The sequence below is a fragment of the Longimicrobium sp. genome (assembly GCF_036388275.1).
Lineage (GTDB): Bacteria > Gemmatimonadota > Gemmatimonadetes > Longimicrobiales > Longimicrobiaceae > Longimicrobium.
This window is the reverse complement of record NZ_DASVSF010000014.1, coordinates 1-2,014: the sequence shown is the minus strand read 5'-3', so window position 1 is coordinate 2,014 and position 2,014 is coordinate 1. Positions and strand designations below refer to the sequence as shown.

The 2,014-nt window shown below is 67.8% G+C and carries 1 protein-coding gene and 1 pseudogene; both read right to left on the bottom strand.

Annotated features, from left to right (window positions below; genetic code table 11):
• Window positions 1-353 (bottom strand): hypothetical protein (locus VF632_RS05185; RefSeq protein ID WP_331021794.1); only part of this gene is annotated, 353 nt, incomplete at its 3' end.
• A gap of 70 nt (window positions 354-423) precedes the next feature.
• Window positions 424-1,749 (bottom strand): annotated as a pseudogene (locus tag VF632_RS05180) (IS701 family transposase); the annotation flags it as partial.
• Window positions 1,750-2,014 lie beyond the last annotated feature (265 nt).

The following is a 2,014-nucleotide window of genomic DNA, read 5'->3' as shown; positions in this document are numbered from 1 at the left end:
CGCCGCTGGAGGATTGCGACCTCATCGCCACCGCCGCGACCTACCCGCTGCTCGTGCGCGGCTACCAGCTCGCCGTCGAGCGGATGTCGGAGCTCGACAAGGCGTTGATAGACGGGCTGAAGGCGCGCGGCTTCCGCCATGACATGGGCGAGGACGGGACTGGCCACCAGATGAAGTACCGCCGGCGGGGCGGCGGCTACTACCTCGACGCGGGGTGCGCCGGCCTCATCATCCGCGGCGAGATCGGCTTGCTGCAATTCGATGATATCCAGCGCTTGGTGGCCGAGGGCGCGCTGCTGAAGGATGGCACCGTGGTGCCGGCGGAACTGCTGGTACTGGCGACCGGCTACCACACCCAGCAGGCGCTAGTGCGGCGGCTGCTAGCACTACTTTGGCACTTTGAGGGCGCGTTGAGAAATTTGACGGTGGCAGTGCGGGCAACGGCAAGGAATCGCTGGCGGAGCGAACAGCTTGGCGACGATGGCACGGCGGATTTCAGGCAGCGAGGGCTGTGGCGGCGGCCCGTTGGGGGCCAGCTTTTTTCCCCCGACCCGCAGCCTTCAGGCGCCGGTGTTGCAGATAGGCAAACGCGATGCAGGTCATCAGCGCATGCCGATGCAGACCGGTCCAGGACCGGCCCTCGAAGTCGCCAAGGCCGAGTTCTTGTTTGAGTTGCTGATGGACCTGCTCACAGGACCAGCGCGCCTTGACGGTGGCGGCCAGACGCCGCAGCGAGGCCCGCGGCGGCAGGTTGCTGAGGGAGTGCTTCCGCTCGCCACTGTCCCGCCATTCGCCGATCAGCCAGACCGCATCGCCCGGCAGGCGCAGCTTGTCGGCGTTGGTCGGCCCGTCCGCCACACGGACCCGAACGGCGGCGAAGCGGGCACTGAGGGGACCTTTGGTGCCATGTCGCCAGGTGACGCGCCGCCAGCGCTGCTGGTCGAGCGTCGCGGCCGCCGGGCGCGGCGGCCGGTCCGGCACCGGGTGCTTGCTGGGGCGCCCGGTCGGCGTGCGCGATGGACGCAGCCTGACCGTCGTCGGGTAGACAAGCTGGGTGCCGGCGATGCCGACCGCCCAGGACAGCCCGCGCTCGTCCAGTCCCTGGCGGAACACCGGGCTGCTGCCATATCCGGCGTCGCCCAGCACGCAGCCGAAGCGCAGCCCGGCATCAATCACCCGGTCGATCTCGGCCAGCGCAATCGCGGGCTTGGTTCGGGCCGCTTGCGCTGCCTCCGGCACGCCCGCCGCGTCACAGCGCCCCGGATCGTCGGTCCAGGCGGCGGGTAGAAACAACCGCAGCCCGACCGGTACCGGCACCTCGCCGCGGGCCAGCGTCAGCGAGACCAGCACCTGGCAGTTCGCCGTCTTGCCCAAGGCGCCGCAGTATTGCGCCGCCACGCCGACCGAGGCGGTGCCCTTCTTGGGCAGGCCGCTGTCGTCGACCACCAGCACGGCATCCCGACCACCGACCAGTCGGTCAGCTTGCGCGGCGAGCACGTCCCATAGCGGCGCATCGTCCCAGGCCGGACTGCTGACGAAGTGGTGCAACTGGTCGTGCCCGGGCAGCCCGAGCCGCTCGGCCATCGGCTGGATGCTCTTGCGTCCGCCATTGTCCAGCAACCCACGGACATACTGCGGCGCCATTGCGCGGCGCGTCTTGCGCCCGGTCGCGTCGAGGAAAGGCTCGAGCCAGGTATCGAGATCACCGCCAATATCGCGCGGCAGTTTATAGGTGTGTCCCGCTTGCATGCTTTGAAGATAGGAACTCAGACACAGTTTTGAAGTGCCAAGGTAGTGCTAGAAGGTGCGAAGCCGGCCTGCCCGACAGCTTGCCAACCGCATCTGATACCGGCCCCAAGGAATTCCTCACCCGGTTCTGGAAAGTGCGTCTGAGTTCCCCATCTTTCAAGCATGCAGACAAGGAACGCCTATAAACTGCCGCGCGATATTGGCGGTGACCTCGATACCTGGCTCGAGCCTTTCCTCGACGCGACCGGGCGCAAGACGCGCCGCG